The sequence below is a fragment of the Mycobacterium sp. TH-M15 genome (genome assembly GCF_057473705.1).
Genome location: NZ_JBYCLB010000623.1, coordinates 1 through 6,022 on the forward strand (window position 1 = coordinate 1; position 6,022 = coordinate 6,022).

Here is a 6,022-nt window from a genome sequence, read left to right on the forward strand (position 1 = left end):
CGCCGTCGATCACCAGCACCGCGCCGTCCGCCGGGGTCGACAGCACCGACTTCAGCAACGCGTTGTCCTGAAAGCAGCGCACCGTGCTGATCCGTCCGGCGAATTCGGACCGGCCACCGAACTGGCGGAACTGGGTGTCGCAGCTGTGCACGTCCGGGCCGATGTCGTCCACCAGGTCGGCGATGGGGCGGAAGGCGACGGTCACCGCGTCACGCTAACCAGCGAGGCGCCGCCAGAGCCGCCGGATCCACAGCAGGCTCAGCACGCCGAAGGCGATGCCGGCCATCGTCGCGACCGGCGACCGCCGGGCGGCGGGCGACGATGTTGCCGGGGTGGGTGGCGTCGGCGGGGCGAGTGCCGGTACCGCGCCGTTCACCTCGGTGAGTCGGGGGGCCGCGGCCGGTGTCTTTTTGGCCGGTGTCTTTTTGCCCGGTGTCTTTTTGCCCGGTGTCTTTTTGGCCGGCGCCTTCTTGCCTGGCGCCTTTTTGGCCGGGGCCTTTTTGGCCGCCTTGGCCGCCTTGGCCGGCTGGGCGGGCTGAGCCGGCGGCTTCGGCTCCGGAGCGGTCTCGCCCGGGTCGGCCGGCGGCAGCGGCTCCGGCATCGCGGATCGCTGGTCGGCGGGCTGGTCCTGCGAGTCGGGCGTGTCGGGCATCAGGCTGTTCCTTTGCGGGTTCTCGTCACGGACACCGGCAGCGCCCCCAATCATGCCAGCCCCGGAACCGATCCGGGGCGGCCGGGAGCTACGACTTGGGCCGGGCCAGCCAGAGGCCGGCCCCGACGGCGATCAGCGTACCGACCGCGAACGGCCAGACCGGCAGGCCGGCCCCGTCGTCGGGGAGACGGTCGGCATGGCTCCGCGGCGTGGGTGGCGCGCTCGGGTCGCCCGCCGCGGCCGGCGGGCCCGGTTCGCCGGTTCCGGCCGTGCTGAGCCGGAACGTCCACGATCCGGTCACCGGGTGGCCGTCGGCCGACGTCACCCGATAGTGCACGGTGTAGCCGCCCTCCGGTCCGAGCGGCCGCACCGCCACGCTGGCCACCGCGCCGTCCACCCGGACGTCGCCGGTGGACCACAGGTTGCCGTCCGGTCCGACCACCGTCATCGCCGCGAACGTGGCCTGCAGCCGTTCGTTGAACGTGGCGCTGACCCGACTCGGGCCGGTGTTCAGCGCCGCGCCCGCAGCCGGGTCGGTGGAGATCAGCCGGGCATGTGCGGCCGCCACTCCGGTCGCGGTGAACCACATCGCCAGGAGTAGCAGGCCCAGTGCCGCGGCCCGGGCGGCCCACCGGGTCACGTCCGCGGCCGCCTGATCGCGATCGCGCTGCTCAGCACCGCGATCAGCAGCGCGGCGCCGGCCAGCGGCAGCGCCGGGTTCGCGGCGAGCTTGGTTCGCCACGTCTCCGGCGGCTGGATGTTCGGATCGGCCGCCAGCGTGAGGGTCGCCGCCGGGTGGTCCGGTTCGGTGCCGTCGGCCACCGGCTCTTCGTCCCAGACCGTCGCGGTCCCGTCGGCGTACTGCTGGGTCACGGCAAAGGCGACCGTGTCGGCGTCGGGTAGCTTCATCGAGACCCGAAACAACCCGAACTGATCCTCGCCGATGCCGCTGGAGTAGTTCGCGGTCCAAGTCACCGACCGGACGATTCCCGTCTCGGGATCGCCGTTGATCTTGGCCGTCCACCCCGGTTTGGCTTCGGTGTAGACCGACGTGACGTTCGGCAGTTTGACGGTCAGCGCGGTGGTGGGCGAGCCGGTCTCGGACTCGTTGGGCACTTCGAACGTGACGATCGCGATGCTGTCGCGCCGCGCCCCCGGACTCCACGCCCGCACATGCGCTTCCGCCGGCGCGCCGGCGCAGACCGACCCGACGCCGACCGCGACGCCGACCGCGACGACGGTCAGCGCCTGCCGGATGCCGCCTGGGCGGCCAGGCACGCTCATGCCACCCCCAGCCGTGCCATCAGGTCGGCTTCGATGCCGTCGAGCTGCTCGCCGATCGCCGCGTGCGCCGCCCGGCGTCGGCTGCTGGGCATGCTGTGCGCGGCGGTGACGGCGGTGGACAGCTCGGCCAGCCGCGTGCCGATCGCCGCGGTGAACCGCTTGGCCTCGGTGTCCCTCGGATTCTTCTCCCGCACCATCTGCAGGGTCTTCTCCGCTCCGGCGATCCGGGCCGACAGGCTGGCGCCGGGCCCGGAGAACTGGCCAATCCGGCCCAACGGTACGCCCAGCCGATCGGCCCGCCGTTCGTCGATCATGCCGCGAGCCGCGGTCGCCGCCCGGTAGACCACCGGGACCAGGATCGGTGCCAGCAGCCGGGAAACCGCAAGCATGCGTCGAATCCGCCTCGGCGACAGTAACTTTCCCTCACGTACCGCCCGGAACTGTGCCTCCGCGGCTTTCACCGCGGCGCGATCGCTGTCTCGCTGGGATTTCAGCTGCGCCTTCAGTGTCCGGGCTTCGGTTCGCTGGGTCGCCTTCAACCGGCGGGCGTCGGCTTTAGCCCCCAGCCGCGCCTCCAGCTTGGCGCGTGCCTTGATCGCGCGTGCCTCGGCCCGGCGGGTGGCGCGGCTCTTCCGCTTCCTGAACAGGCCCATCCTGTCGCCTCCGGTGTCTCGTGGCCGCCGCGGTCTCGACCCGGCTGCATGGTCTCGACCGAGCCAACCCTACCGGGCACCGACTGTGCGGGTGCCAGCCAGCGCGGTGCTGCACCGGCGGCTCACATGGTCAGATGTTCCTTGCGGCGCAGTTCGTCGAGCCGCGCCAGGATGTCCTGCTGAGCCTCGACGGACAACCCGACAGCCCGGATGGCGATCCGTCGCACCCCTTCGTCGCGGAGGTTGGAGAGTAGGGACAGTTCGTCGTCCAATTTCTCGTAGTAGTCGTCGTCGGTGAAGAACGCGGGCCTGATCCGGAAGAAGTTGGCCAACGCGGCCATCGTCGTCGACGACGGGTTGGTGCGGTTACCCGAACGCAGCTGGGAGAGGTAGGGGGCCGACATGGTGACGCCCTCCGCCCGGAGCGCCGCGATCACCTCGGCCGACGTGTGCGGTCCGCGACCCGGCGGGTAGACGGTGTCGAAGAGCCGGTTCAGGCGAGCGGCGAACGGCGTGCTCATCGAGATGACCTCCAAAGAGGGAAGAGCGTCGAAGCAGGTTCGTACTCGGATTTGCCGGTCATCGTAGCGACCGCGCGGCATGCAGGAGGCGGGAATCTGGAAAGCCGTGCGATCCGGCTCATGCAGCCGGTAACCGCTCGCCGCACGGATATCCGCCGCGGCGGTGACTCCCGAATTGATCGCTGGTACCAGGAAAAACACCGCTATCGCGATGCGAGGCAATCAGGGCCGACGATCGGTGATCCGCAATGGATCTGCCGGCGAGCGCCCCCGCCCACCCGGGGTGACAGCGGCGGGGTCAGCGGGTCGACTTTGCTGGAGCGGCCGGGGGCGGGGCCGCGCCGGCGGCCCGGTTGCGGGCGCCGGGGCGAAGGGCGAGCCCGGCCGCGGTGCCGGCGACCAGGCCCAGGGCACCGGTTGCGGCGAGCGCGGCGGTGTGCCAGCCCAGCGCGGTGTCCAGCAGCGTCCACAGGCCGAACCCCAGGAAGAGCACGCCGGCCGCCGCGTGCAGGACGTGTTCGGGCAGCCGCCGGTGCAGCACCGTGCCGACCGCGATGGCCACCCCGTCGGCCAGCACCATCCCGACCATCGCCCCGGCCCACACCCCCGCCCAGTTGTGGTCGCTGGCCAACGCGACCGTCGCCAACATCGTCTTGTCGCCGACCTCGGCCAGCAGCACCGACGAGGCGATGGCGAACACCGCGAACCGGGATTCGTCCGCGCCGCCGCACCGGACCCGGCCGACTTGCCGGACAGCCAGGTCCAGACCGCGAAACCGAGGAAGGCGACCCCGGCCGCTCCGGCGATCGGCCGCTCCGGCAGCGTCATCCCGAGGAAGTGGCCGACGGTGACCGAGACCCCGTGCACCAGCATCGCGGCGATCGCGACCCCGCTGAGCACCACCCACCAGCGGTGCCGCAGCGCGTAGGTCATGGTGATCAGCTGGGACTTGTCACCGAGTTCGGCGAGGAAGACCACGCCCATGCTGAGCAGTGCTGCGATGAGCATGACGGCGGACCTTTCGACGCGTCGCCGGCGGCCGGAATCGGCTCGCTCGGCGCTGGTCGAAGGTCTCGCCCACCGGACCGCTGGTTCGGTTCGCCGGCCGGGCTCTGCGCCAGTATGTCGACCCGACGATTGGGGGCTACTCCCCTTCGCTTGCTCGCCTCAGGCTAGCGCCCGCAACGTACCGCCGCCACCGTCGGCGTCGAGTTCGGCAGCCCGTATCCGGCGATTCGGCGAGCGAATTATTAGATTCGAATTCCCTTATGCAGCAAGGAGCATCGCGAGGACCGCGGTGTCGGGATGATCCACCGGCCGGACACCGATGCGACTGATCATCGAGGTGACGGTGCCGTCGGCCTCAGCCTCCACCCAGGCGGCCCGGTGTTCCAGGCCCAGGTAGGGGATGCCCGGCAGCAGCACGCATCCGGAGGCGGCGCCGCGGCACTCCGGCAGCGACGGGATGGTCTCCGACGGCGGGTGCAGGAGCACCAGCGCCGACGGCTGCCGGTCGGCGAAATAGCCCGGGGCGACGGCTGATTCCCCGGCCATCGTGCCCTCGGCCAGCAGCAGGCCGACCGGGCTCGGCCCGGCGGTGTCCAGCGGCTCCTCCCGGGTGCCGAACACCGTCGTGGTCGGGAGCAGCCCGGGCAGACACGCCGCGCGGACGGCGATGCTGAGTAGCTGCGCCCACTCTTTGGTCGAGTCGGGCCAGCGGCCGAAGATCGCGAAACCCCGCAGCTCCCCGCGTGAGTGGAGTGGCGCGACCTCGATCGCCCGTCCTGCCCCAGTCTGCATCTCGCCTCCCGTGCTCGGGATCCCGGTGTCCGTCCAGCTTGCGCCCCCCGCGGGCGGGAGTACAGGACGACACGGTGTGCACCGCCCGGAAATGACCGAGGCGCCGCACCCGGCGGTGCGACGCCCCGATTCGGCGGCGAGCTGGTCAGCCGCTGATCAACCCCTTGGGTTGTGCGGTGGCGGCGGCATACCGCGCCTGCACGTCCGCCCAGTTGACCACGTTCCAGAACGCCTTGGCGAAGTCAACCTTGACGTTCTTGTACTGCAGGTAGAAGGCGTGCTCCCACATGTCGAGCAAGAGCAGCGGCGTGATGCCGAGCGGGAAGTTGGTCTGATGGTCGTAGACCTGGAAGACGAGCAGCTTCTGACCGAGGGTGTCCCAGCCGAGCGCAGCCCAACCCGACCCCTGCACGGTGGTGGCCGCCGCGTGGAACTGCGCTCGGAACTTGTCGAACGAACCGAAGGCGTCGTCGATGGCGGCCGCCAGTTCACCGGTCGGCTTGTCGCCACCGTCTGGTGACAGGTTCTTCCACCACAGCGTGTGGTTGACGTGTCCGGCCAGGTTGAAGGCCAGGTTCTTCTCGTTGAGCAGGATCGCGGCGTGGTCGTCCTTGGCCCGCGCCTCCTCGAGTTTGGTGACAGCGGTGTTGGCGCCGGCGACGTAGCCAGCATGGTGCTTGCCGTGGTGTAACTCGTTGATCTGGCCGGAGATGTGTGGCTCCAGTGCTCCGTAGTCCCAGTCCAAGTCCGGCAAAGTGTATTCAGCCACGGGGATCCTTCCTGTGATCGCGATCGGCATTCGGCGCTTTACTCACACCCCGTCCGCGGCGCGCCATTTCCGTGCGGTTGGGACGGCGTAACCAACATTGCTCCTTGCCGGCGTATACCGCAACAACGGTGGCCGACACCGCCGCTCGGGGACCGATCAGAGCACGGCGATCAACACCAGGCCGGCCAGCAGAACCAGCGCGATAAGGCCGGCGCGCACGCCGGCCATCAGGTACGCGTGATTCCACGTTGACGAACCCTGGTGCAACGGTTGCGTGGGATGGATGGCCATCATCGTGTCCTGTCTTGCATGCGCTGACCCCCGGTGAGGTATGTCACAGACT

The 6,022-nt window shown here is 70.2% G+C and carries 9 protein-coding genes and 1 pseudogene; all 10 read right to left on the bottom strand.

The features are described from left to right. Positions 1-205 (bottom strand): RraA family protein (locus tag AC2VNT_RS15210; protein ID WP_486947649.1); only part of this gene is annotated, 205 nt, incomplete at its 3' end. A gap of 9 nt (positions 206-214) precedes the next feature. After that, the gene (locus AC2VNT_RS15215) at positions 215-652 is read right to left on the bottom strand and encodes a hypothetical protein (RefSeq protein WP_486947650.1); all 438 of its coding nucleotides are present in this window, start codon (positions 650-652) and stop codon (positions 215-217) included. Positions 653-740: 88 nt separating this feature from the next. Further along, a complete protein-coding gene (locus tag AC2VNT_RS15220; RefSeq protein WP_486947657.1) occupies positions 741-1,241 on the bottom strand; it encodes a copper resistance CopC family protein in 501 nt (166 codons plus the stop codon). A 47-nt stretch (positions 1,242-1,288) separates the two neighbouring features. Continuing rightward, positions 1,289-1,936, bottom strand: a complete 648-nt coding sequence (locus AC2VNT_RS15225; RefSeq protein ID WP_486947651.1) for a YcnI family copper-binding membrane protein — start codon at positions 1,934-1,936, stop codon at positions 1,289-1,291. Continuing rightward, positions 1,933-2,589, bottom strand: coding sequence for a DUF6474 family protein (locus tag AC2VNT_RS15230; protein WP_486947652.1), 657 nt, complete (start codon positions 2,587-2,589; stop codon positions 1,933-1,935). The genes AC2VNT_RS15225 and AC2VNT_RS15230 overlap by 4 nt, the downstream gene beginning before the upstream one ends. A gap of 122 nt (positions 2,590-2,711) precedes the next feature. Beyond that, positions 2,712-3,110, bottom strand: coding sequence for a transcriptional regulator (locus AC2VNT_RS15235; RefSeq protein ID WP_486947653.1), 399 nt, complete (start codon positions 3,108-3,110; stop codon positions 2,712-2,714). Positions 3,111-3,408: 298 nt separating this feature from the next. Beyond that, positions 3,409-4,118 (bottom strand): annotated as a pseudogene (locus tag AC2VNT_RS15240) (TMEM165/GDT1 family protein). Between the two features lie 258 nt (positions 4,119-4,376). Next, positions 4,377-4,910, bottom strand: a complete 534-nt coding sequence (locus tag AC2VNT_RS15245; protein ID WP_486947654.1) for a peptidase — start codon at positions 4,908-4,910, stop codon at positions 4,377-4,379. Between the two features lie 145 nt (positions 4,911-5,055). Beyond that, a complete protein-coding gene (locus AC2VNT_RS15250; protein WP_486947655.1) occupies positions 5,056-5,679 on the bottom strand; it encodes a superoxide dismutase in 624 nt (207 codons plus the stop codon). Positions 5,680-5,835: 156 nt separating this feature from the next. Then, positions 5,836-5,970 carry a hypothetical protein gene (locus tag AC2VNT_RS15255; RefSeq protein ID WP_486947656.1) on the bottom strand — a complete coding sequence of 45 codons (135 nt, stop codon included), beginning with the start codon at positions 5,968-5,970 and terminating at the stop codon, positions 5,836-5,838. Positions 5,971-6,022 lie beyond the last annotated feature (52 nt).